The 24,168-nt window shown below is 69.1% G+C and carries 21 protein-coding genes; 13 read left to right on the top strand and 8 right to left on the bottom strand.

The genetic code is table 11. The features are described 5' to 3' along the window. Positions 1–283: 283 nt before the first annotated feature. From FHX60_RS19215 to FHX60_RS19205, 3 genes are all read left to right on the top strand, one after another. Entirely contained in the window at positions 284–1,393 is a 1,110-nt protein-coding gene (locus tag FHX60_RS19215; protein WP_183284248.1) for an alkene reductase, read from the top strand. Positions 1,394–1,406: 13 nt separating this feature from the next. Further along, on the top strand, positions 1,407–2,567 hold the full coding sequence (locus FHX60_RS19210; RefSeq protein WP_112774783.1) for an MFS transporter: 1,161 nt from the start codon (positions 1,407–1,409) through the stop codon (positions 2,565–2,567). A 383-nt stretch (positions 2,568–2,950) separates the two neighbouring features. Then, positions 2,951–3,430: an SRPBCC domain-containing protein gene (locus FHX60_RS19205; protein ID WP_183284247.1), complete on the top strand. Its 480-nt coding sequence runs from the start codon at positions 2,951–2,953 to the stop codon at positions 3,428–3,430. A 51-nt stretch (positions 3,431–3,481) separates the two neighbouring features. Here the strand turns inward: FHX60_RS19205 and FHX60_RS19200 are convergent, their stop codons facing one another. The 5 genes from FHX60_RS19200 to FHX60_RS19180 all read right to left on the bottom strand — a co-directional run bounded on the left by FHX60_RS19200 (position 3,482) and on the right by FHX60_RS19180 (position 6,562). Continuing rightward, on the bottom strand, positions 3,482–3,697 hold the full coding sequence (locus FHX60_RS19200) for a hypothetical protein (protein ID WP_112774782.1): 216 nt from the start codon (positions 3,695–3,697) through the stop codon (positions 3,482–3,484). A gap of 87 nt (positions 3,698–3,784) precedes the next feature. Next, the gene (locus tag FHX60_RS19195) at positions 3,785–4,420 is read right to left on the bottom strand and encodes a TetR/AcrR family transcriptional regulator (protein ID WP_183284246.1); all 636 of its coding nucleotides are present in this window, start codon (positions 4,418–4,420) and stop codon (positions 3,785–3,787) included. A gap of 13 nt (positions 4,421–4,433) precedes the next feature. Beyond that, positions 4,434–4,832, bottom strand: coding sequence for a nuclear transport factor 2 family protein (locus tag FHX60_RS19190; RefSeq protein WP_092311804.1), 399 nt, complete (start codon positions 4,830–4,832; stop codon positions 4,434–4,436). A 22-nt stretch (positions 4,833–4,854) separates the two neighbouring features. Next, on the bottom strand, positions 4,855–5,640 hold the full coding sequence (locus FHX60_RS19185; RefSeq protein WP_116384425.1) for an SDR family NAD(P)-dependent oxidoreductase: 786 nt from the start codon (positions 5,638–5,640) through the stop codon (positions 4,855–4,857). A 37-nt stretch (positions 5,641–5,677) separates the two neighbouring features. Then, the gene (locus tag FHX60_RS19180) at positions 5,678–6,562 is read right to left on the bottom strand and encodes an alpha/beta fold hydrolase (RefSeq protein WP_183284245.1); all 885 of its coding nucleotides are present in this window, start codon (positions 6,560–6,562) and stop codon (positions 5,678–5,680) included. Between the two features lie 127 nt (positions 6,563–6,689). Between FHX60_RS19180 and FHX60_RS19175 the strand changes: the two genes are divergently transcribed. From FHX60_RS19175 to FHX60_RS19145, 7 genes are all read left to right on the top strand, one after another. Next, positions 6,690–7,487 (top strand): SDR family oxidoreductase, encoded by a 798-nt coding sequence (locus FHX60_RS19175; RefSeq protein ID WP_183284244.1) that lies wholly within the window; start codon positions 6,690–6,692, stop codon positions 7,485–7,487. Between the two features lie 159 nt (positions 7,488–7,646). After that, entirely contained in the window at positions 7,647–9,215 is a 1,569-nt protein-coding gene (locus tag FHX60_RS19170) for a DUF1302 domain-containing protein (RefSeq protein ID WP_183284243.1), read from the top strand. A gap of 57 nt (positions 9,216–9,272) precedes the next feature. After that, positions 9,273–10,055, top strand: a complete 783-nt coding sequence (gene dmpE, locus FHX60_RS19165; RefSeq protein ID WP_183284242.1) for a 2-oxopent-4-enoate hydratase — start codon at positions 9,273–9,275, stop codon at positions 10,053–10,055. A 27-nt stretch (positions 10,056–10,082) separates the two neighbouring features. After that, positions 10,083–10,988 (top strand): acetaldehyde dehydrogenase (acetylating), encoded by a 906-nt coding sequence (locus tag FHX60_RS19160; RefSeq protein ID WP_183284241.1) that lies wholly within the window; start codon positions 10,083–10,085, stop codon positions 10,986–10,988. An 11-nt stretch (positions 10,989–10,999) separates the two neighbouring features. Continuing rightward, positions 11,000–12,025, top strand: a complete 1,026-nt coding sequence (gene dmpG / locus FHX60_RS19155; RefSeq protein WP_183284240.1) for a 4-hydroxy-2-oxovalerate aldolase — start codon at positions 11,000–11,002, stop codon at positions 12,023–12,025. A gap of 74 nt (positions 12,026–12,099) precedes the next feature. Further along, positions 12,100–13,086: a 5'/3'-nucleotidase SurE gene (gene surE / locus FHX60_RS19150; RefSeq protein ID WP_183284239.1), complete on the top strand. Its 987-nt coding sequence runs from the start codon at positions 12,100–12,102 to the stop codon at positions 13,084–13,086. Continuing rightward, complete coding sequence (locus FHX60_RS19145; protein ID WP_311729921.1) at positions 13,083–13,784, top strand: hypothetical protein; 702 nt, start codon at positions 13,083–13,085, stop codon at positions 13,782–13,784. Before surE ends, FHX60_RS19145 begins: the two co-directional genes overlap by 4 nt. Positions 13,785–14,037: 253 nt before the next feature. On the opposite strand, the gene FHX60_RS19140 is transcribed toward FHX60_RS19145, so the two are convergent. The 3 genes from FHX60_RS19140 to FHX60_RS19130 all read right to left on the bottom strand — a co-directional run bounded on the left by FHX60_RS19140 (position 14,038) and on the right by FHX60_RS19130 (position 20,303). Further along, a complete protein-coding gene (locus tag FHX60_RS19140) occupies positions 14,038–14,256 on the bottom strand; it encodes a hypothetical protein (protein WP_112774772.1) in 219 nt (72 codons plus the stop codon). A gap of 182 nt (positions 14,257–14,438) precedes the next feature. Further along, the gene (locus FHX60_RS19135; RefSeq protein WP_183284238.1) at positions 14,439–19,604 is read right to left on the bottom strand and encodes a trifunctional serine/threonine-protein kinase/ATP-binding protein/sensor histidine kinase; all 5,166 of its coding nucleotides are present in this window, start codon (positions 19,602–19,604) and stop codon (positions 14,439–14,441) included. Positions 19,605–19,643: 39 nt separating this feature from the next. Continuing rightward, positions 19,644–20,303, bottom strand: coding sequence for a response regulator transcription factor (locus FHX60_RS19130; RefSeq protein WP_183284237.1), 660 nt, complete (start codon positions 20,301–20,303; stop codon positions 19,644–19,646). A 360-nt stretch (positions 20,304–20,663) separates the two neighbouring features. On the opposite strand from FHX60_RS19130, the gene FHX60_RS19125 reads away from it, so the two are divergent. From FHX60_RS19125 to FHX60_RS19115, 3 genes are all read left to right on the top strand, one after another. Next, positions 20,664–21,350, top strand: a complete 687-nt coding sequence (locus tag FHX60_RS19125) for a hydrolase (protein ID WP_092311840.1) — start codon at positions 20,664–20,666, stop codon at positions 21,348–21,350. A 49-nt stretch (positions 21,351–21,399) separates the two neighbouring features. Further along, positions 21,400–22,221: an alpha/beta fold hydrolase gene (locus FHX60_RS19120; protein ID WP_183284236.1), complete on the top strand. Its 822-nt coding sequence runs from the start codon at positions 21,400–21,402 to the stop codon at positions 22,219–22,221. Between the two features lie 80 nt (positions 22,222–22,301). Continuing rightward, positions 22,302–24,164, top strand: coding sequence for an amidohydrolase (locus FHX60_RS19115; RefSeq protein ID WP_221210063.1), 1,863 nt, complete (start codon positions 22,302–22,304; stop codon positions 24,162–24,164). Positions 24,165–24,168 lie beyond the last annotated feature (4 nt).

Here is a 24,168-nt window from a genome sequence, read left to right as displayed (position 1 = left end):
TCTAGTTGGCGGAAATGGAATGGAATATCGGCTCGATGGATGACCGAGGTATGTGTCCGGGATGAAACACTGCCGGCGATGCACGCGGGCCCGCCGGTACCGCCATGCCCTCTCCGGCTCATCCGGACGAGGCTCTTATTCTTGAAACAAGCTCAAAAGTATTTGACCGATACAAGGCTTACTCAACAAATATAAACCGCGCAAACTGCGGTCCATCGAAGCACCCCCGGCACGCCGCGGCCACGCAGCCGACGGCAGTGCCCTTCCTGATCGAGGTCCTCAAATGACTCTGCTGTTCAAGCCCTTCACCCTGGGCGGGCGCCAGCTCGCCAACCGGATCGCCATGGCACCGCTGACCCGTTCCCGCAACCCGGACGGGGTGCCCAACGACCTCAACGCGCTCTATTACAGCCAACGCGCCGACGCCGGATTGATCGTGACCGAAGGCACGGTGATCTCTCCCAGCGCGCAGGGCTTCCTGTTCAACCCCGGCCTTTACACCCCGCAGCAGGTGCAGGGCTGGCGCAAGGTCACGGACGCCGTCCATGCGAAGGGCGGTACCATCTTCACCCAGCTCTGGCATGTCGGCCGCGTCAGCCATGTGTCGATCCAGCCCGGCGGCATCCAGCCGGTCAGTGCCACCAGCCAGGTCGCGAAAGACACCAAGGCCTGGGGCTATACCGCCGACGGCACGCCCGGTGCGGTCGATGCCTCCGCGCCCCGTGCGCTGACGACCGGGGAGGTCTATGGGGTGATCGCCGATTTTGCCGAAGCGGCGGCCAATGCGGTCGAGGCCGGCTTTGACGGGGTCGAGCTGCATGGCGCCAATGGTTACCTGATCGAACAGTTCCTGAACCCGACCGTGAACGACCGCACCGATGAATTCCGCGGCGACACGCTGGCAAGCCGCACCCGTTTCGCACTGGCCGCCATCGATGCGGTGGTGGCGCGCATCGGTGCGCATCGCACCGCCATCCGGCTGTCTCCCTATGGCGGCCTCGGCGACATGGGCAACTATGCCGACCTCGAGGACACCTACCTCCATCTGGCTGATGAACTCTCGCGGCGGAAGATTGCGTACGTCCACCTGATGGACCAGAGCACGCGCGGCAGCTCGGCCATGCCGGACGATTTCCTCGCCAGCTTCCGCCGCCGCTTCAAGGGCGTGCTGATCCTCGCGGGTGGCATGACGCGCGCGCGCGCCGAGGCATTCATCGCCGATGGCGTCATCGACATGGCGGCATTCGGCGAGCCGTTCATCGCCAACCCCGACCTGGTCGCACGGCTGCGGAACGACTGGCCGCTGGCCGCGTCGATCCGCGCGCTCCACTACGGCGGCGGTGCCGAGGGCTACACCGACTATCCCACCTACGACGGCCGCGCCGCGGCCTGATCGGGTTGCCACGATGAAATCCAATACCGCACTGCTTGCGCTGGCCATCGGTGCCTTCGGCATCGGCACCACCGAGTTCGCGCCAATGGGCTTGCTCCCCGTGATCGCGGAAGGCGTCGACGTCAGCATCCCCACGGCGGGGATGCTGATTACCGCGTATGCGATTGGCGTGATGGTCGGCGCGCCGGTGATGACGCTGCTGTTCAGCCGCTTCGGCAAGCGGGCCGCACTGATGGCGCTGATGGCGATCTTCACCATCGGCAACCTGCTGTCGGCGCTCGCGCCGGGATACGCGACGCTGCTTGCGTCGCGCCTGGTCACCAGCCTGAACCACGGCGCCTTCTTCGGACTCGGTGCCGTGGTGGCGGCAAGCGTGGTGCCGAAGGACAAGCAGGCCAGCGCCGTGGCCACCATGTTCATGGGCCTGACCATCGCCAACATTGGCGGCGTGCCGGCGGCAACCTGGATCGGGCAGCAGGTCGGCTGGCGCCTGGCGTTCGCCGGCACCGCCGTGCTGGGACTGGTCGCCATGGTCGCGCTCTGGCTGGCCCTGCCGCAAGGCGAGCGGGGCACGCCGCCGGATGTGCGCCGGGAACTGGCCGTGCTCACCCGTCCCAATGTATTGCTGGCGCTGGCGACAACGGTGCTGGGCGCGGGTGCGATGTTCACGCTCTACACCTATATCGCGCCGGTGCTGGCCGAGCTCACTGGTGCTTCCGGCAGCTTTGTTACGTTCGCGCTGGTGCTGATCGGGATTGGCTTCACCATCGGCAACCACGTGGGCGGGCGGCTTGCCGACTGGTCGCTCGATGGCGCGACCAAGATCGTGCTGTCGGCGCTGGCCGTCATCATGCTGTTGCTGCCCTTCGCCTTCACGCACCACGTCACCGCGGCGCTCGGGCTTTTGCTGTGGGGCGCCGCCACCTTCGCCGTGGTGCCGCCCGTGCAGATGCGGGTGATGGAAGCCGCGGCGCAAGCGCCGGGCCTGGCCTCGTCGATCAACGTCGGCGCCTTCAACCTTGGCAATGCCCTCGGCGCCGCACTGGGTGGCGGGGTCATCAGCCTGGGGCTCGGCTATCGGGCCGTGCCAGTCGCCGGTGGCCTACTGGCCGCGGCCGGATTGCTGCTGGTGTGGCGCGGCAGGGCCAGCCGGCGCGCGCTTGCCGCTTCGTAGGGCCACTGCCCGCAATAAGCAAGGCAAGGCGAAGCACCGCAGCCCCTCCAGACACCGATTGCGTACCCCCCTCTCCCCTCTCGGGCGCGGGCCGGGGTGAGGGCGGGAGTATCAACGAAGTCCCGCATCAACACAGCAACGACAACGCTCAAAAAAAAGCCGGCCATCGCCGATGGCCGGCACCAAGCTCACAGCAGATGGAGAATGCGGCCCCGCCGCGCATCGCCGCCGCCGGACAGCGCGAGCGCGGGGCCGAGGCTCAATTTGCATCACCGCGATGGCGTCGCCTTCGTCCACCCGGACTCGTCCGTTCGGGGTATGCGGGGCGCCGGCGGGTGGCTCTAGTGTTTCCCTTCCCAATGACTTTGATGAAGGAGGAGACCATGGCCAAGGCCGAGAATCTGGTGACGTCGATCCGGGTAGAGATCGATGCGCCGGTAGCGCTGGTGTGGGAAGTGCTGACCGACTTTGCGCGCTACAACGAATGGAACACGTTCTGTCCCGGGCTGGAAACCACCGGGCGGCTCGGCGACATGGTGCACATGCAGGTGCGCATTCCCGGCACCGAGCAGGTGATCCCGGTCAACGAGTACCTGGTGGCGTGGGAACCGGAGCAGCTGCTGTCGTGGGAGCAGCGCCCGACCGACGAGAACAAGGACGCCGCGCGGCGCGACCAGTACCTGGAAGCGATCGGCCCGGGACGCACCCGCTACTTCACCACCGACCTGTTCCTGGGCCTGAACGCCGAGACCATCATGCGCGAGCACGGCGCGTGGGTGAAGCAGGGTTTCGACCAGGTGGCACGCGACGTCAAGGCGCGCGCGGAAACGCTGCAGGCGCAGCGGCAGGCTAGCCGCAACTGAGCAGGCGGCACGTGACCGGCCCGGGGCCCGGGCCGGTCGATACGCATTGCGTTACTGGGGAGGACGCTGGCTAAGCACCACCAGCGCCGCCGCGCCGCGACTGCGCACGCAGGCGTCGTCGCAGCGCTCCAGCGCAGCTGCCGCGGCCGGCAGCGTCGCCGCGGGCCGTTCCTCCTGGCTGGCATCCACCGCCAGCCCCCAGGCCACGCCCATGGCGGCGCCAGCCCCGACCAGGCATGCCGCCCAACGCAATCCGAGCCGCTTCATCGCTGTCTCCTCCGCTTGCCCTGCTTTTATCCGGGCTATTGAGAGCATCGTAGTCAGCGGCGGGCCGGACCTCTTCGTCCGAGCAGACTAAGGGGTATCCCGCATCGGCGCGGGGTCGGAAGTGGCGTGGGATCGACAAGAAGCGCGCGCGGCGGGCAGCGCCGCATGGTGCTGGTACAGCCGGGCCAGCGCCGCGGCGCTGCCCGACAGCCCGGCGGGAGCCAGGTGCATTGCATGCGCGCCCAGCAGGCCCCACAGGTGCGCCAGCAGCAGGCCGGTCAGATCCGGGCTCGGCAACAGCATGGCGAACGTGACGCGCAGCGATTCGACGCCGCGCAGCACGCGCTCGCGCAGCGGGCACAGTTCGCACGCTTCGCCGCACTTGTGCTGCAACAGTGCGGCAATCAGGCTGACATGGCGCGCCAGTTCATCGCCGTGCAGGACGGCCTGCAACGCCTGCGCCAATGCGTCCGGCGTGGCGCCACCCTGTGCCAGCGGTGCAAGCCGCGCGGCGAAGTCGGCTTCGGCGCAGGACAGCAGCGCGCCCAGCAGTTCGGCGCGGGAACGGAAGTGCCCGTAGACGGCGCCGCGCGTCATGCCGATGGCGCGCGCCACGTCGTCGACGGTGACGCAGTGCAGGCCGCGGTGGCGGATCAGCTGCTGCGCGCTGGCGAGGATGCGCGCGCGCGTAACGGCGGCATCCTCGCGGGTGTGGCGGGCCATCGGCGCGGCGCGCTTACACGAAATGGACGTCGTCCGGCCCCCAGTGGGCGCGCATGCTGCGGATGCGGCCGTCGTCGCCGAAGCTCATGATGTCGGTCACGTCGATGCGCGCCGGCCGCCCTTCCAGGCGCGCATGCACGGCGAAGGTCAGCGCGGCGGCGTTGCCGTGCGAGCCGCGCGGCGGCGCCACCACCTCCAGCCGCGCGCCCAGCGCGGTGGCGTGCTGGTAGAACGCCAGGATCGCGGGCTTGCCGGCGATGGGCTGCGCGCCGACCGGGTCTTCCACGGTGGCGTCGTCGGCATAGAGCGCGGCAACGCCCTGCGCGTCGCCGGCATTGAAGCGCTCCACGTAGGCGAGCAGTGTCGCCTTCATCGCGGCGCTGTCGGGATGGGGGTTGGGTCCCTGAGACATGGGATGCTCCTGGTGGTGGGTTTCAGCGTGCGGTGTAGCCGCCGTCGATCACCAGCTCGGCGCCGGTGACGTAGCGCCCCGCGTCGGACACCAGGTACAGGATGCCCGCCGCGATGTCGCGCGGCTGTCCCACCTTGCCCGCGGGCGTAAGGCCGCCCAGGTAGTGGAACAGCCCCTCGCCCTGCCCCGAGGCCTGGGCCACGTGTTCCAGCATCGGCGTGCGGATAAAGCCGGGATGGATCGAATTGGCGCGGATGTTCTTGCCGGCGTACAGCAGCGCATCGGTCTTGGCCATCATCCGCACCGCCGCCTTCGACGCGTGATAAGGCGGCACGTCCGGCCCGCCGGCGATGCCGTACATCGACGACACGTTGACGATGGCGCCGCCGCCGGCGCGCTCCATGTGCGCGATGGCGTGCTTGGTGCACAGGAAGGTGCCGGTCACGTTCACCGCCATCACCTGCTGCCATTGCTCCAGCGCCAGCTCATGGGTGGGCGCATTGGGCCCTTCGATGCCGGCGTTGTTCACCAGGATGCCGAGCCCGCCGAAGCGCTCGGCGATCTCGGTGAACACGCGCGCCACCTCGTCTTCGCGGGTGACGTCGAGCTTCCAGAATGCGGCCTCGCCGCCGGCCGCGCAGATCGCTTCGGCCGTGGCCTTGCCGTCTGCTTCCAGCACGTCGAGCACGGCCACCCTGGCACCAGCGGCGGCGAGCATGCGCGCGGTCTCGGCGCCGATGCCGCGCGCGGCCCCGGTGATGGCCGCCACCTTGCCACGCAGGCCGAACAGGTCATACGGGTAATCCATGATGTCTCCTTGGTATTGATCTATTGGGCGGAGGCAATTATGCCGCGCCGCCCGGGGCGGTGTCGGCCAGGAAGCCCAGGCATTCGCGGTTGAAGTACGCCGCGTGCTCGACCATCACCCAGTGGCCGCAGCGGTTGATCATGACAAAGCGCGCATCGGCGCAGCCGCTAAGGAACTTCGTGGCCCCCGAGGCGGGATTGAACCGGTCCTCGGTGCCCCAGAAGCCCAGCACCGGGCAGCGGATCTCGCCCAGCCGCGCGGTCAGGTTGGGCACCTTCATCGTCGCCAGCACCTCGCGCGGCTGCTCGCGGCATACCGCCATGCGCTCGTCGACCAGCGCGTCGGTGACCAGGCTGGCGTCGTGCACCAGCAATTGCAGCAGCTGGCGCATGGTGTCGGGGTTCATGTGGCCGCCGGTGAACAGCGACACCATGCGCTGGATGCCTGGCATCTCGAAATAGGTCTCGCGCTCTTCCACGCCGCCGGGCGCCATCATCACCAGGCGGCTGACATGCTCGGGGTAATCCAGCGCGTACTGCAGCGCGATGGCGCCGCCCAGCGAATTGCCCACCAGCACGCAGCGCGGCAGTTCCAGCGCCAGCAGTTGCTCGCGCAGCGCGGCGACGAAGAAGTCCAGCGTGTATTCGACATCGTCCGGCTTGGTCGACAGCCCGTAGCCCGGCAGGTCCACCACCACGGTGCGGAAACCCGCCGCGGCAAACGCCGGCACGTTGTGGCGGAAGTTGCTGTGCCCGCTCGCGCCCGGCCCGCTGCCGTGGATAAAGACCACCGGCTCGCCGGCGCCGGCATCCAGGCAGTGCAGGCGCAGGCCCCTGGCGGTGGTGATAAAGCGGCCCACCGGCAGGTTGGGGTGGAGCGAGGCGGGGGGTGTCGAGGACGTGTGCTGCGAGGTAGCGGACATGAGGGCGTCTCCCTTGGTTTGCCAGCATCTTGCGCAGCGCCACCGCCCCGGGCATCGTTCATTCGGACTACGAGCCGCCGCGCCACTTCTCCTACGATGGGCGCTCCATGCAAAACGGGGCAAGCCCATGACAGGATTCGCAGCATTCGATTACACCGGCCAGACCGTGCTGGTCACCGGCGGCATGCGCGGCATCGGCCGCGCCATCAGCGAGGCCTTCCTGCGCGCCGGCGCGCAGGTGTTCGTGTGCGGCCGCACCGCGCCCGCCGACGACAGCGAACTGCCGGCCGCAAACGGCCGCAGCGCCCGCTTCATTGCCGCGGACATCCGCGACCTGGAACAGGCCGACGCCATGCTGGCGCAGATCGCGCAGGCCAGCCCGACGCTGGACGTGGTGGTCCACAACGCCGGCGGCGCGCCGTTCGCGCTGGTGGCGGATGCCTCGCCGCGGCTGCTCGAGTCGGTGGTCCGGCTCAACCTGGTGGCGCCGCTGCAGCTGGCCCAGCGCTGCAATGCGCGCATGCAGCAACAGGCCGGCGGCGGCACCCAGTTGTTCGTCGGCAGCGTCAGTGCGCTGCGCCCTTCGCCCGGCACCGCGGCCTACGGCGCCGCCAAGGCCGGCATCCTCAATGCGGTGCGCACGCTGGCGGTGGAATGGGCGCCGCGCGTGCGCGTGGCCGCGGTCAGCCCGGGCATGGTGCTGACCGATACCTCGCAGCAGCAGCACTACGGCGACCCCGCGGCGTTGCGCAGCATGGCGGCGACGGTGCCGCTGGGCCGGCTGGCGCTGCCGGACGACATCGCCGACGCCTGCCTGTTCCTGGCATCGCCGCAGGCCTCGTACGTGAGCGGCGCCAACCTCGTGATCGACGGCGGCGGCGAACGGCCGGCGTTTCTCGACGCGGCCTCGGTCAATCGCAACTGAGCCGCACCTGAGCCGCACCTGAGCCGCCCCCCGTAGGGAAACCGCCTAGTCCGTTCTGCCGATTTGTGCGTGGCTCCCCCTCTCTACGCTTCTCGTCCAGGCGAGCGCCGATCGAAGTGCCAGGCAATGAACCAACACCGATTCCACGGGGAGACCACCATGCACCAACCACCACGCGGGCCACAGCAGCGCCGCAACCGGCTGCGGCCCATCGCCGCAGCGGCGGCCCTGACGGCGCTGGCGCTGCTTGCGCAGCCCGCGCAAGCCGGCGACACCATCGACCTCGGCCACGACACCACGCTCGATTACAGCGTCACCGCCTCCTACGGCGCGGCGCTGCGCACCGGCCGCCAGAGCGACGCGCTGCTGAGCCCGGCCAATATCAACGGCGACGACGGCGACCGCAACTTCAAGCGCGGCGACATGATCGCCAACCGCGTTTCGCTGCTGGGCGAGGCCCATCTCAAGCGCAACGCCTTCGGCGTACTGCTGCGCGGCAGCGTGTTCTATGACTGGGCCTACAGCGGCACCAACTCCAACAACGCGCCGTTCACGGTCAACCACAACGGCCCGTTCAACCAGTTCACCAGCTCCGCGCGCGACTATCACGAGCACCGCGCGCAGCTGCTCGACGCCTACGTCTACGGCGCCACCCCCATCGGCGGCACGCAGCTGAGCTTCAAGCTGGGCAACCAGGTGGTGGCCTGGGGCGAAAGCCTGTTCTTCGCCAACATTGCCGGCGCGCAGGGCCCCGCCGATGCGACCAAGGCCTTCGTGCCCGGCGCCGAGGTCAAGGACATCCTGCTGCCGGTGCCGCAGGCATCGCTGCAGCTGCAGGTCACGCCGTCGTTCAGCGTGATGGGGTATTACCAGTTCACCTACAAGCCGAACCAGATGTTCGCCCCGGGCAGTTATTTCAGCACCACCGACGTGGTCGGTCCCGGCGCCGAGTTCATCATCGGGCCCGGCTTCAATATCCCGCGCGGCCCGGATATCCGCCCGTCCGACTGGGGCCAGTGGGGCGTCGGCGCCCGCTTCCGCGTGTTCGAAGACACCGAGATCGGGATCTACCAGCTGCGCTACCACGACAAGAACCCGAGCGTGGTTACTTCGCTGTTTCCCACGCTGCAGTACCAGCAGAAGTTCTACGGCGGCATCAACCTGACCGGCGCGAGCTTCTCGACGCAGCTGCTGGGCGCCAACGTCGCCGGTGAAGTCAGCTACAAGGACGGCGTGCCGATGCTGGTGGACGTGGCCGGCTCCCCCACCGCCACGCGCGGCAAGGCGCTGCAGGGCCAGCTGTCGGCGATCTATTCGGTGGGACCGACCTTCCTGGCCGACTCGCAGTCGCTGCTGGGCGAAGTGTCGTACCTGCATGTGCTGGATGTGGATCCGGTGATGGGCTTCAGCAAGCTGTCGAACACGCGCAACTCGGCGGCGTTCCAGGTGGGCTGGTCGCTCACCTACAACAACGTGTTCGACGGCTGGGACGTCACCGTGCCGCTGACCTACGCGCAGCAGTTCAGCGGCAGGTCGGCGGTGGCCGGCGCCTTCGGCACGCTGATGGGCTATGGCGACAAGCGCGCCAGCGTCGGGCTGACCTTCAAGTACCTGAACAACCTGGAGCTCAACCTGACCTACGCCGCGTTCATCGGCGGCGCCAACATCGTCAACCGCCCGCTGGCCGACCGCGACTACGTGGCCTTCAACGCCAAGTACTCGTTCTGACCCTCGTTCCGGTCCGCGCCGCCTGCATGGCCGCGCGGACCGCCCATTTTCCCAGTCATGAATGCCGACCTGATCACCACGCTCAGCAACGAACTCCACCAGGCGCTGGTCACGCGCACGCCGGTGCCGCCGCTCAGCGGCCGCGGCCTGGCGCTGGATGTCAGCGCTGCCTACCGCATCCAGCAGGGCTTTGTCGCCCACCGGCTGGCGGCCGGCGACCGCGTCACCGGCAAGAAGATCGGCGTGACCAGCGCCGCCGTGCAGCAGATGCTGGACGTGCACCAGCCCGACTTCGGCATTTTGCTGCAGAGCATGCACTACGCCGCCGGACAGCCCATCCCGACCGCGTCGCTGATCCAGCCGCGCGCCGAGGGCGAGATCGCCTTCTTCCTGCGGCGCGACCTGCGCGGCCCGGGCGTCACGCGCGACGACGTGCTCGACGCCACCGAGGCGGTGGCGGCCTGCTTCGAGATCGTCGATTCGCGCATCCGCGACTGGCGCATCCGCATCGAGGACACGGTGGCCGACAACGCCTCGTGTGGCGTCTATGTGCTCGGCGACGAGCGCGTGAGCCCGCATGCGCTGGACCTGGCCGCCTGTGCGATGACGCTCGACAAGAACGGCGAGTGCGTCGCCACCGGCCTGGGCAGCGCCGCGCTGGGCCACCCCGCCGACGCGGTGGCGTGGCTGGCCAACACCCTCGGCAGCTACGGCATTCCCCTGCTGGCCGGCGAGACCATCCTGTCGGGCTCGCTGGCGGCACTGATTCCCGTGCAGGCGGGCGACCGCCTGTCCATGCATATCACCGGCATCGGCGGCTGTGCCGCCGTGTTCTCCTGACTGTCTGACCCTGCAACGCGAGACCCCATGAAGAAGATCCGATGCGCCCTGATCGGTCCCGGCAATATCGGCACCGACCTGCTCTACAAGCTGCGCCGCAGCGACATCCTGGAACCGGTCTGGATGGTCGGCGTGGAGCCGACCTCCGAAGGCCTGGCGCGTGCGCGCGAACTGGGGCTGAAGACCACCAGCGACGGCATCGACGGCCTGCTGCCGCACCTGGAGGCCGACGATATCCGCATCGCCTTCGATGCCACCTCGGCCTACGTCCACGCCGAGCATTCGGCCAGGCTCACGGCCCGCGGCGTGCGCGTGATCGACCTGACGCCGGCGGCGATCGGGCCGTTCTGCGTGCCGCCGGTCAACCTCGAGGCCCATATCGGCAGCAACGAGATGAACGTCAACATGGTCACCTGCGGCGGGCAGGCCACCATCCCGATGGTCTATGCGGTGTCGCGCGTGCAGCCGGTGGCGTATGGCGAGATCGTGGCGACGGTGTCGTCGCGCTCGGTCGGGCCCGGCACGCGCCGCAATATCGACGAATTCACGCGCACCACCGCGGGCGCGATCGAGGCCGTCGGCGGCGCGCGCCAGGGCAAGGCGATCATCGTGATCAACCCGGCCGAGCCGCCGCTGATCATGCGCGACACCATCCACTGCCTGACCGAAGACGCGCCCGACGTTGCGGCGATCACCGCGTCGGTGCACGACATGATCGCCGAGGTGCGCAAGTACGTGCCCGGCTACACGCTGAAGAACGGCCCCGTGTTCGACGGCAAGCGCGTCTCGATCTTCCTCGAGGTCGAGGGCCTGGGCGACTACCTGCCGAAATATGCCGGCAACCTCGACATCATGACCGCCGCGGCCGCCCGCACCGCCGAATGCATCGCCGCCGCCATGCGCGCCGGCAGCCCTGAAACCGCCACTGCCTGAGGAGCCCGGCCATGGCCCAACGCATCACCCTGCACGACATGACCCTGCGCGACGGCATGCATCCGAAGCGCCACCAGATTTCGCTGGAGCAGATGAAAGGCATTGCCCGCGGGCTCGATGCCGCCGGCGTGCCGCTGATCGAAGTCACCCACGGCGATGGCCTGGGCGGCGCCTCCGTCAACTACGGCTTCCCCGCGCACAGCGACGAGGAATACCTGCGCGCGGTGCTGGGCGAGCTGAAGCAGGCGCACGTGTCGGCGCTGCTGCTGCCCGGCATCGGCACCGTCGACCACCTGCGCATGGCGCACGAGATCGGCGTGCAGACCATCCGCGTGGCCACGCACTGCACCGAGGCCGACGTCTCGGAGCAGCATATCGGCATGGCGCGCAAGCTCGGCATGGATACCGTCGGGTTCCTGATGATGGCGCACATGGCGCCGGTGCAGACGCTGGTGCAGCAGGCGCTGCTGATGGAAAGCTACGGCGCCAATTGCCTGTACATCACCGATTCCGCCGGCCACATGCTGCCGCACGACGTTACCGAGAAGCTCACCGCGGTGCGGCAGGCGCTGCGCCCCGAGACCGAGCTGGGCTTCCACGGCCACCACAACCTGGCCATGGGCGTGGCCAATTCGCTCGCGGCGATCGCCTGCGGCGCCACCCGCATTGATGCCGCGGCGGCGGGGCTGGGCGCCGGCGCCGGCAACACGCCGATGGAAGTGCTGGTGGCCGTGTGCGAGCGCATGGGCATCGAGACCGGCGTCGACGTGTTCCGCATTGCCGACGTGGCCGAGGACCTGGTGGTGCCGATCATGGACCACCCCATCCGCATCGATCGCGACGCGCTCACGCTGGGCTATGCCGGCGTGTATTCGTCGTTCCTGCTGTTTGCCAAGCGCGCCGAGGCCAAGTACCGCATTCCCGCGCGCGAGATCCTGGTGGAGCTCGGCCGGCAGCGGCTGGTGGGCGGCCAGGAAGACATGATCGAAGACACCGCGATCACGCTGGCGCGCGCGCGCGGCCTGCCCGTCGCGTAAGCACGCTTTCGCGTCCGGCCCGGCACGCCGGGCACTGCTTTCATCACCCACAAAGAAAGAGGAGACAGGTACCCATGTTCAGACTTCGTGCCCGCCCGCGGCTTGCCGGCTTCGCCTTTGCTGCCATGGCACTGGCCGTCGCATCCAGCCCCGCCCACGCCCTCAATATCCTGCTGACCAATGACGACGGCTGCGCCGCGCCCGGCATCACCGCGGTGCGCAAGGCCCTGCAGGACGCCGGCCACCGCGTGATCGCGGTCGGCCCCGCCACCAACCAGAGCGGCTCGGGCGCGGCCTATGCCGTGCCCGACGGCCGCACCCGGCTGGTGGTGGACCCGCTCGCCGGCAGCGCCGATACCTTCTGCGTGCACCGGGTCAAGCCCGCCTTTGTCGCGGGCAGCCCGCTCAACAGCACCAATCCGGACTACATCGGCACCGGCTCGCCGGTCGACGCCACCGCCATGGGCCTGAAGATCGTCGCGCCGGAAAGCGGCTTCACGCCGGACCTGGTGGTCTCGGGCGCCAACTTCGGCGAAAACCTGTCGGATTCCATCCCGCATTCGGGCACCGTGATGAACGTGCTGTTCGCCGCGCGCCGCGGCGTGCCCGGCATCGCGCTGAGCGTGGGGGTGGACTTTGCCGAGACACGCTCAGGCTTTCCCAGCACCATCGCCGCATTCCCCAAGGCCGGCGCCTTCCTGGCCCGCGTGGTGGCCAGCCTGGAAGCCACCCGCGCGGCCGGCCAGCCGCTGCTGCCCGTGGCCCATCCGCTCAGCATCAACTACCCCGTCGGCGCGCCCCCGGCCGGCGTGCGCCTGACCGTGCCCGGCACCGTTGATTCCTTCACCACGGCCTACAAGCGCAACGCCGACAATACGGTATCGATCGAAGCCGGCCCGGCGGAGACCGAACTGGCCGCGCTTGCGCGGACGGCCGAGACGCCGGCCTTCCTGGCGAAGTACATCACCATCTCGCCGCTCGACGTCGACTTCCGCCCCACGCCGCTGGCGCGCGGCCTGTTCAACCGCTCGCGCCGCGAGCTGGCCAACCTGGCTCCGTGAGCACCGATACCATGGGCAAGCAACTTCGACACTGGCGCCACCTCGTGCTCGCATGCGGGGTCGTGGCCGTCGCGGCATGCGGGGATGACCAGACGCAGGAAGTAAGCGGCACCGCCGCCGTCGGCGCGGCACTGGCCGGCGCGACCGTGCAGGTGCGCGACACGCAAGGACAGGTGCGCCACGCAACGGCCGATGCCAGCGGCGCATTCCGCCTGTCCGGCGTGCCGGATGGGGCGCTGATGGTCCGCTGCGAAGGCGGGCTCGTAAGCGGGCTCGTAAGCGGGCTCGAAAAAGGCGAACCGAACCGGCAGCGGCTGCATGGCGTGGTGCTGGGCGGGCGCACCGTGAACTGCACGCCGCTGACCGAACTGGCGCTGTGGCAGCTGACAGGCGGCCCGCCGGCCCAGGCCTTCGACGGTTTCGGCGCGGCAACCGCCAGAGGGCTGTCAGCCGAAGCCCTGGCCGAAGCGGAAACCGCCGTGCTGGCCGCGCTGGCCGCCGGTGCCGGGGTCGACATCGACCCCGCCGCCGTACCGCGGCGCTGGCATGACACCCCGCTGCAAGCCGGCAATGCCGGCGATCCCCACGATGCCGCGCTGGACGCGCTGCGCGAAGCCATCGCCGACCAGGCTGCGATGGACTTCATGGGCGAGATGGTGGTGCACGGGCTGTGCGTGGCGGACGGGAACTGCGGGTGAGCCAGGTGGTGCGGGAGAGGGGCCGGGGGAAAGGGCCGGGGGCGGCAATAGCGACAGCCTGCACTTCATGGAAGCTCCCGCCCTCACCACAACCCCCTCGCGCAAGCGGGAGTTCTGGAAAGCCCGAGGCAATGATTGCGCTGCGGGCTTTCTCCCCTCTCCCGCTTGCGGGAGAGGGGCCGGGGGAGAGGGCCGGCGGTGGCAATAGCGACAGCCTTCACTTCGTGGAAGCTCCACGGTCCGGCAGCTGCCGTCATCGCTCCGGACGCAGCACGGTCAATTCCAGCCCCGCGCTTCCCCTGGCTTGCCGCAGCACAGCCAGCTCGCCAGGGACCTCGAACCACGCCGCGAGGCAGCCCTCCAGTTCATGCAGCAAGGCTTCTCCCTGTGCCGCATCCTTGCCGCCGTCCAGAACCCACTCGCGATAACGGCTCTGGATCGCCATCACGTCTTCGGTGATCTTCCGCTTCATGGAATGCTCCCCCGTCCCGTTGTGGTTTGTGCGTGCCACGCAACGACTCGAATGCAATGGCCGCGTTACACCGATGGTAGCCAGACGACGTTCGATGCCGTATCGGACAAAGGGATGTTTCAGAAGTGAACGGAAGGACCGGCTGGGAAGCGCCGCGCCGGCAGGGCCGCGCAGCGCCGCTTTCAAGACCCCGCCGCCGGCAACATCTCGCACACCGGCAGCCGGAACATGAATTCGCTGCCGCCGCTGCGCCGGTTGCGGACTTCCAGCGTGCCGCCATGTGCCTCGATAATGGAGCGGCAGATGGCGAGGCCCATGCCCATGCCGTCTTCCTTGGTGGTGAAGAACGGCTCGAACACTTGGCCCAGCACGTCGTCGGGGATGCCCGCGCCGTGGTCCTGCACGCTGACGACGACGTTGTCCTGCTCGCGGTACGAGGTCACGATCAGCTCGCGCTGCGCGGGCGGGGTCTGCGCCATGGCGTCGAGCGCGTTGGTGATCAGGTTCAGCACCACCTGCTGCAGCTGGACGCGATCGGCTTCGACCACGGCGGATCCCGCCGCCAGGCGTGCGACGACCCTGACGTCGTGGGCATCGATGTCCAGGCGCGCCATTTCCAGCACCTCGCGCAGGACATCGTCGGGATGCAGCGGCGCCAGCACCGCCGGCGCCTGCCTGGCCAGCGCGCGCAGCGCACGGATGATGTCGGCGGCGCGCAGCGCGTACTGCTTGATGTCGGTGAAGCCGTCGAGCGCCTCGGCCACCTCCGGCCTGGGCCGGTTCAGCCAGCGCAGGCTGGCGTCGACGGTGGCGACGATGGCGGTGAGCGGCTGGTTGACTTCATGCGCGATCGATGCGGCCAGGCCGCCCATCACGGTCAGGTGCGAGGTGCGCGCCAGTGCCGAGCTGGCGCTGCGCAGCCGCATTTCGGCGGCGACGCGGCGGTTGCTTTCGTCGATCAGTTGTTCGTACAGGCGCGCGGTCTCGAGCGAGATGGCCACCTGCGGCGCCAGCACCTCGAGCTCCGCGATCCGGGTGGCGTCGAACACTGCCGGCGCCAGGCTGTTTTCCAGGTAGAACACGCCGGCCAGGCTGCCGCCGCGCAACAGCGGCAGGCACAGCACCGAGCGCAGGCCACTGGCAATCGCACCCCTGGTGCCGATCGACGGCGCGTCGACCATGGCGTCGTCCAGCGCCAGCGTCTGCCGGGTGCGCAGCACGCTGTTGAGCACCGCCAGCGGCAGCGCCTGCTCGGTCGGCACCGCGCTGCCGAGCGTCACCGCCACCTTGCCATCGGCCACGCGTGCCGAGGCCTCGATCATGGGCTGGCCGCCGCGCATCAGCAGCAGCAAGCCGTACTGCGCGCCGGCATGGACCACCACATGGGTCATCAGCGTTTCGATCAGCCGGTCCATCACGATCTCGCTGGACAACGCCCGGGCCGTCTTCATGCCCAGCTCCCAGCGCTGCGCGCTGAGCTTGCCGTCGGCGCCGCCGTGGTCGTGCCCCGCGGCTTCGAGGTGCGGATGGCGCGCCTCCAGCAGCATTGCCTTGTGGTCCGCGCCCCAGCGCCGGTAGCCGGCACGGGCCAGGCGCCAGTGCTGCGCGGCCGCGGTCGGCAGGCCGCGCGCCTCGCACAGCATGCCGGCCAGCTCGTGCGCGAGCGCCGCCTCATGAACGAACCCGGCCGCGGCGGCGGCCGCCGCCGCCTGCTCGTAGCCGGCGAGCGCCTGGAGCGGATCGCCGCACAAGCGCGCCAGCTCGGCATCGACCAGCGCCAGCTTGCCGCGGAAGGTCAGCGTGTTCAGTGCCGCCCAGCGCGCAAAGCAGTCGCGATGCGCGGCCAGCTCGGCCATCGCGTCGTCCGAGGCCGCGCCGGTAGTCGCGTGTGCCAGCGCAATGGCCAGATACAGCCGGCAGTCCGCGACGTTGATATGGGCCGGCGCCGACCAGATCAGCGTCTCGGCCTCGCGCAGGCTGCGCACGGCGTGCTCCCATTCCTGCCGGAACACCGCCGCCATGCCGTCGTAGAGCCAGATCCAGAACCGGGTCGGCAGCGAGTTGGCGCGCTCCAGCCGCTGCGCCGCGCTCATCTGGTGCACGGCCTCGCCTTGCGGCGGCGCTTCGTCGCCGCTGCGCAGCCGGTGCAGGAAATGGTGCTGCGAATACAGGATCAGCTCGATATCCCGGTACTGCACCAGCCGCGTCAGCGCCAGCCCGCGCCCGATCTCTTCCTCCACCAGGCGCAGGTGCTCGCCCATGGCAAGCAGGTCGGACGCGATATGGTTGCAGGCATAGCACGCCATGCCGATATCGCCGGAGGCGCGGCCCAGCGTGACCGCGCGCTGCGCATGCGCCAGCGCGTAGGACAGCGGCCGGGTCCAGGCGCTGACCTGGTCGACCGCCACCAGCGTGGCGATGCGCTCGGCCTCGTAGCCATGGCGGTCGGCCAGGTCCATCGCCGCCAGCCCGTAGGCCAGGCCGTCCTCGTATTCCTCATACAGGCTGGCGATAAACACGCCGAACCACGACAGCCCGTATGGCGATTCCGCGGTGGCGCCGTGTTCCAGCGTCAGCTCCACCATCTTGGCCACGTGCAGGAAGCTGATGCCGTCGCGCACGAACAGCGACGAGATCAGCGTCGACAGCAGCCCCATGATGGTCTGGATGCGTATGTCTTCGGTCGCCGGCAACCGGCCCAGGCTGTCGATGGCGCGCCCGCCCAGCGCCTGCTTCACCGCGTCACAGGCCGCGCGCATGCGCGCCGGGCTGGGCCCGCGCTCCAGGTGGATATCGAGCAGCGCCAGCCCCGACAGCGCGGCGTTGATCGCGCCCTCGTAGTCAGAACGCACGGTCTGCAGGCTGGCCTTGAGCCGATGCACGGCGGCCTTGTCCACCGGCGGCAGGTCGCGCGCGAGCAGCGCGTCGATCTCCTCCGAGGCCGGCTCCAGCCGCGCCTGCGCCAGCAGGCATTCGCAGTGCAGCACGCTGGCGGCGTAGGCCAGCGCGCAGTGCGTCGTCCACCATGACGGCTGCATCAGCGCGAACGCCGCGTCGGTATAGCGCGTCGCCTGCGCCATCGCCGCGCTGCGCCTGGCGCGCCTGGCCGCGACCAGCAGCACCTGCACGAACGCCACGCGTTGCGGCTCCGGCAGCGGCTGGCCGGCGGCGCGCTCGATCTGGTTGCCGATCTCGAAGGCATGCGCGGCCAGTTCGCCCTGCCAGTGCCCGATCATGATGCCCGCGATGCGCGCATGCGCGGCCGGGCGCTCGCGCGGCGCGATCATGGCGTACGCGGCTTCCAGCACGCGGTCGTGCTGGAACGCGTAGCTGTCCGCGGTCCGTACCAGCAGGCCGGCATCGACGAAGGGGCGCAGCCGCTCGCCGAGCTGCGCCGCGCCGAGTTGCGCCACGCATGCAAGCAGGCTTTGCTCGCAGCGTATGCCCACGCACGCCAACTGCGTGAGCAGCTCGGTGCCCGCTTCCGGCAGCCGCGCGAAGCGGCGGGTGATCAGGTCGGTCACGCTGTCGGTGTAGCGATGCTGCGCGGCGTCGGCCTCGTCCCAGTGCCAGCCGGCGCGCTCGTCTCGGTAGGCCAGCACGCCGTCGTCGACCAGGGCGCGCAACAGCTGGTACGAGAAGAAGGGATTGCCGCCGGTCTTCGCATGCACCAGCTGCGCCAGTGCCTCCACGCGCGGCGCCGGCTCGTTGAGGGCGGCCGCCACCAGTTCGGTCAGTTCCCACACGGCCAGGGGTCGCACGGCGATGCGCGTGACCGGCAGAGCGTCGGCACGGCTGGCGTGCAGCAGCCACGAGAAGCGCTGCTCGACATCGTTGCCGTGGTCGCGATAGGCGGCGATCAGCAGCAGGTTGCCCGGGCGCTGCGTGGTGAAGGCTTCGAGCAGCGCGATGGTCGACGCATCGGCCCATTGCAGGTCATCGAAGCACAGCACCAGCGGCGCGCCCTGGTCGGCAAAGGTGGAGAAGGTAGCAAGGATGGCCTGCTGCGCACGCGCCTGCGCCTGCTGGGCCGGCACCTCGGCCAGCGGCGCGGTGCGTCCCAGCACGTGCGCGGCCTCGGGCACCAGCACGGCAATGGCCCGGCCCTGCCCCGCGAGCGCGCGCAGCCAGCGCTCGCGTACCGGCGCCAGCGCGGCTTCCGGCTCGCCCAGCAGCGGCAGCGTCAGCGCACGGATCATCTGTGCGACCGGCGCGTACGGAATGTCGAGCTGCAGCTGGTCGCTCTTGCCGCTGGCAACGCGCATGCCGTGCTGCCCCGCCTGGCACGACAGCCACGCCGCCAGCGCCGACTTGCCGGTGCCGGCGGCACCGGCGATCAGCACCAGCTCGGACTGGCCGCTGTGGCGCACGCGCGCCAGCGCATCGGCAAGCTGCGCGGTTTCGCGGGCGCGGCCAAAGAGCTCGCCGGACACGTTCAGCGTGGCGGTCGGGCCTGCGGCATCGAGCGTGAACGGCGCGATCTCGCCGCGTTCGCGCCAGTCCGCCTGGCAGCGCAACAAGTCGGCGAGCAACGACATGGCGCCGGCATAGCGGTCGACCGGGTCCTTGGCCAGCAGCTGAAGCACGATCGCCCCCAGCAACGGCGCGATGCCGGGTGCGCGCGCGTGTGGCGGCACGGGTTCGACGGCGAGATGGGCGTGCTGCCACGCCGCCGGCGAATCGCCGGTGAACGGCAGCGTGCCGGTCAGCATCTGGTAGAACGTCACGCCGAGCGAATACAGGTCCGAGCGGGCGCTGGTGCGCGCCTGGTCGGCGCGGGCGACTTCGGGCGACTGGTATGGCCACGATGCTGGGCCGGGGCGCGGCACCACGGGCGGCATCGCGTCCAGCGCGGTGGCATGGTCGAAGCCGGTCAGGCGCACCCCGGCGCTGTCGTCGGAGCTGGCATCGACGAGCAGGTTGTGTGGCCGGATATCGCCATGCAGCAGGCCGTGCGCATGCGCGCCCGCCAGCGCGCGCGCGCTGCCGATGGCCAGTTCCAGGAAGCGGGCGACGTCGAGCCGGGTATCGCCAAGCGTCGCGGCGAGGGTCGATGCGAAAGCGCCGCCATACACCACCACCATGCGTTCTGCGCTGCGCAGCGTGGCCACCGGCACCGCGGCCCAGTCCGCCTGCAGGCGCCGGGCCAGCCGGGCCTCGTCCTGCAATGCCCCGCTGTCGGCCAGCGGCGCACTCCTGGCGAAGCAGCGCAGTCCGGTGTCGGGGTCGGACAGTTGCAGGGAATCGATGCCGTCCGACACATGCAGCACGGTCTGCGCGGCCCGCGCCAGCCAGGCGTCGTCAAAGGCCGGGGCGGGGCTTCGCTGCGCGGGAATGCCAGGCGTCATGAGGGCGGGAATGATGGGAGGCTCGGCGCCGCGGCGCACTCAGCCGCCGACCTTGCACAGGCCGAGCTGCTGCGCCATCAGCACCAGCTCGGCAAAGGTGCGCGCCTTCATCTTGCGCATGGCCTGGCCGCGGTGGATCTTCACCGTCACCTCGCTGATGCCGATCTGAGCGGCGATTTGCTTGTTGAGCAGGCCCGCCACCGCCAGGCCCATGACCTCGCCTTCACGCGGCGTCAGCGACTGGTAGCAGGCCCGCAACGACTCGAGCTGGCGCAGTCCCTCGCGCCGCAGCCGGTCTTTCTCCAGCGCGGCGGCGACCGCGTCGAGCAGGTCCTGGTCGCGGAACGGCTTGGGCATGAAGTCTTCGGCGCCGGCCTTCATGGCCGCGACCGTCATGGCGATATCGCCGTAGCCGGTCATGAAGATGATGGGGATGTGCACGCCCAGCTGGCCCAGCCGCGCCTGCAGGTCGAGTCCGCTCTGCCCGCGCAGCCTGACATCGAGCAGCAGGCAGCATGGCGTATCGGGCAAGGGCGTTGCCAGCAGCTCGGCGGCCGAGGCAAACAACGCCACGTTCAGGCCGACCGAGCGGAACAGGTTGCCCAGTGCCCGGCGCAGCGCGCCATCGTCGTCGACCACCAGCACCGTCGCGTCATCGTTCGCACTGGTGTCGGCTGGCTCCAGGCTCGGTGATGTCACGGTCAGATCTCCAGTGCGCTCGGAAAGGTGTTGCGGATTATAACCAGCGGGCATGTCATCGCAAGGACCGGCATGGGGTCACGGCAGTGATGCGCCGGGCACACATACCATGGTGTTAGTCGCGGACGCATGCGGCGACGGCGTGTACGCCGCGCACGGTGCACCATCCCTGGGCACCGGCGCCGCCGCCGGGTAATACGAATATACGATTTGCGTTGGGGCCGGCACCGACTAGTCTTCCCTCCGGCAGCGCTGCGGTCACGCGACCACGCCGCCCTGCTCCGCCCCCTCCCGCGTTACGGCCTTGCATTGAAGCAAGGACCGCACCCGGGCTCAACCCTGTTCCCAAGGAACGACACCATGTCCAACCCGAAGCTCGAAGTCCTTACCCCGCAGAACAGCCAGCTGATCATCATCGACCATCAGCCGCAGATGGCCTTCGGCGTGCAGTCGATGGACCGGCAGGCCATGAAGAACAACGTGGTCGGCCTGGCCAAGGCGGCCAGGATCTTCAACATCCCGACGACCATCACCACCGTCGAGAGCGAGTCGTTCTCGGGCTTCACCTATCCGGAGCTGCTCGACGTGTTCCCGGACCAGAAGACCCTGGAGCGCACCTCGATGAACTCGTGGGACGACCAGAAGGTGCGCGACGCGCTCAAGGCCAACGGCCGCAACAAGGTGATCGTCGCCGGCCTGTGGACCGAGGTCTGCAATACCACCTTCGCGCTGTGCGCCATGCTCGAAGGCAACTATGAGATCTACATGGTGGCCGACGCTTCGGGCGGCACCAGCAAGGAAGCGCACGACTACGCCATGCAGCGCATGGTGCAGGCGGGCGCCGTGCCGGTGACCTGGCAGCAGGTGCTGCTGGAATGGCAGCGCGACTGGGCCCACCGCGACACGTATGACGCCGTGATGAAGCTGGTCAAGGAGCATTCGGGCGCCTACGGCATGGGCGTCGACTATGCCTACACCATGGTCCACAAGGCCCCGCAACGCACCGCCACGCCGCACGAGTCGGTCGCGCCGGTACCGGCCCGCTAAGCCTGGCGATCTCGCCGCCTGTCGTCCTCCTCCATCGCAAAGGTGAACCATGAGCTTTATTGCTAGCAAAGACGGTACCCGGATCTTCTACAAGGACTGGGGCTCGGGCCGCCCGGTCGTGTTCTCGCACGGCTGGCCCCTCAATGCCGACGCCTGGGATGCGCAGATGCTGTTCCTGGTGCAGCAGGGCTTCCGCGTGATCGCCCATGACCGCCGTGGCCATGGCCGCTCGGACCAGCCCGCGCAGGGCAACGACATGGACACCTATGCCGACGACCTGGCGGCGCTGCTGGACGCGCTGGACCTGCAGGATGCGACGCTGGTGGGCCACTCCACCGGCGGCGGCGAGGTGGCGCACTACCTCGGCCGCCATGGCACCAAGCGCGTGGCCAGGGCGGTGCTGATCGGCGCGGTGCCGCCGCAGATGCTGAAGTCCACGGCCTACCCCAACGGCCTGCCGATGGCGGTGTTCGACGGCATCCGCAAGGGCGTCGCCGACAACCGCTCGCAGTTCTACCGGGTCCTGGCGGTGCCGTTCTTCGGCTTCAACCGCGACGGCGCCGAGGTCTCGCAGGGCACCATCGACGCATTCTGGGCCCAGGGCATGGCCGGCGGCATCGTCGGCCAGTACGCCTGCATCCGGGAATTCTCGGAGGTGGACTACACCGAGGACCTGAAGAAGATCGACGTGCCGACGCTGATCCTGCATGGCGACGACGACCAGATCGTGCCGATCGGCAATTCGGCGCGCCTGTCGGCCGAGATCGTGAAGGACGCCACGCTGAAGATCTACCCCGGTGCTTCGCACGGCATGTGCGTGATCAACGCCGACCAGGTCAATGCCGACCTGCTGGCCTTCCTGAACGCCTGAGCCTCATGTCAGTTTCCCGCCGGCAATTCATCGCCTCCGCCGCCGCGCTCGGCGCGGCCGCCTCCTCGGAGATCTTCGCCATGTCACCAGGCACCCCCGACCTCATCCTCGTCAACGGCAAGTTCGCCACGCTCGACAAGTCCAACCCGCAGGCCGATGCCGTGGCCGTGCGCGACGGGCGCTTTGTCGGCGTCGGCACGCGCCAGGACATCATGAAGCTGGCCGGGGCGCAGACGAAGGTCATCGATCTGAATGGCCGGCGGGCCATTCCCGGGCTGATCGACAGCCACATGCATATCATCCGCGGCGGCCTGAACTACAACATGGAGCTGCGCTGGGACGGCGTGCGTTCGCTGGCCGACGCGATGCGGATGCTGAAGGACCAGGTCGCGCGGACCCCCGCGCCGCAATGGGTGCGCGTGGTGGGCGGCTTCACCGAGCACCAGTTCGCCGAGAAGCGCCTGCCGACCATCGAGGAACTGAACGCCGTGGCGCCCGATACGCCGGTGTTCATCCTGCACCTGTACGACCGCGCCATCCTGAACGGCGCCGCGCTGCGCGCCGTGGGCTACACCAGGGACACGCCCAACCCGCCGGGCGGCGAGATCGTGCGCGATGCGCGCGGCAACCCCACCGGCCTGCTGCTGGCCAAGCCCAACGCGACCATCCTGTACGCGACGCTGGCAAAGGGCCCGAAGCTGCCGCCGGAGTACCAGAAGAACTCGACCCGCCATTTCATGCGCGAGGTGAACCGCCTTGGCGTCACCGGGGTGATCGATGCGGGTGGCGGGTACCAGAACTACCCCGAGGACTACAGCATCATCGAGGAACTGCACAAGGAAGGCCAGTTGACGGTGCGGCTCGCCTACAACCTGTTCACGCAGAAGCCCAAGGAAGAGCTGAGGGACTTCAAGACCTGGACGTCGACCGTCAAGCCGGGCCAGGGCGATGACCTCTATCGCCACAACGGCGCCGGCGAGATGCTGGTCTACACCGCCGCCGATTTCGAGGACTTCCGCGTCGAGCGACCCGACCTGGCGCCGTCGATGGAGGCCGACCTGGAGCCGGTGATCCGCCTGCTGGCGGAAAAGCGCTGGCCGTGGCGGCTGCATGCCACCTATGACCAGACCATCTCGCGCGCGCTCGACGTCTACGAGAAGGTCGCCAAGGAGATCCCGTTCGATGGCCTGAACTGGTTCTTCGACCACGCCGAGACCATCTCCGACCGCAATATCGACCGCATTGCCGCGCTGGGTGGCGGCATTGCCGTGCAGCACCGCATGGCGTACCAGGGCGAGTACTTCGTCGAGCGCTACGGCGCGCGCGCGGCCGAAGCGACGCCGCCGGTGAAGAAGATGCTGGAGAAAGGCGTCAAGGTCGGCGCCGGCACCGATGCCACGCGCGTGGCCTCGTACAACCCGTGGGTGTCGCTGTACTGGCTGACCACGGGCAAGACCGTCGGCGGCATGTCGATGTACCCGCAGGCCAACCTGCTCGACCGCGAGACCGCGCTGCGGCTGTGGACCGAGGCCAATACCTGGTTCTCGTCGGAAGTGGGCAAGAAGGGCCAGATCAAGGTGGGCCAGCTCGCCGACCTGGCGGTGCTGTCGGCGGATTACTTCAGCGTGCCGGGCGACGAAATCCAGGACATCGCCTCGGTGCTGACCCTGCTCGGCGGCAAGGTGGTCTATGGCGACGGCGACTTCAGCAAGCTGTCGCCGCAGCTGCCGCCGCCGATGCCGGACTGGTCGCCGGTGCGCCATGTGGGCGGCTACCAGCCGCGGCCGCAGGCACGCACACTGGCGATGAACACCGCGTGTGGCTGCGCCAGCAGTTGCGGCGTGCACGGGCACGCGCATGCCAGGGCCTGGACCTCCAGCGTGCCGACCTCGGACGAAAGCACGTTCTGGGGCGCGCTCGGCTGCTCGTGCTGGGCGTTCTGATCCC

This window comes from Cupriavidus alkaliphilus (assembly GCF_014191175.1).
Classification (GTDB): domain Bacteria; phylum Pseudomonadota; class Gammaproteobacteria; order Burkholderiales; family Burkholderiaceae; genus Cupriavidus; species Cupriavidus alkaliphilus.
The sequence above is the reverse complement of the archived record's forward strand: the minus strand, read 5'-3'. Positions and strand labels throughout refer to the sequence as shown.